The organism is Calothrix sp. CCY 0018 (assembly GCF_963920925.1).
In the GTDB taxonomy this organism is placed as follows: Bacteria; Cyanobacteriota; Cyanobacteriia; order Cyanobacteriales; family Nostocaceae; genus Rivularia.
This window is the reverse complement of sequence record NZ_CAWUDI010000169.1, coordinates 1-223: the sequence shown is the minus strand read 5'-3', so window position 1 is coordinate 223 and position 223 is coordinate 1. Positions and strand designations below refer to the sequence as shown.

At 65.5% G+C, this 223-nt stretch carries 1 protein-coding gene; it reads left to right on the top strand.

What is annotated here, in order from left to right; translation table 11 throughout:
* On the top strand, positions 1 to 223 hold a 223-nt coding region (locus ACM03V_RS34595), incomplete at both ends, for a hypothetical protein (protein ID WP_414625333.1).

Below are 223 nucleotides of genomic sequence, written 5' to 3'. Positions count from 1 at the left end.
AGGCCTGGTTGGTTGAAGAGTGCGGACGCCAGCGACGCCTATAACCACGGCGAAACCGACGCAGACGACCGCCCGCTGCCGGTTCGAACCGTCTATTCGGGCGAGGGTTGGATCCCAGCTGACGCCGCGCAGTTCGCCATTCAGTCCGCCCGTGGTTTCGCCCGCCCTGATCGATCCAGCGAGCGCTTGCTGGACCTGGGCGATGACTGGGTGACGGACATGG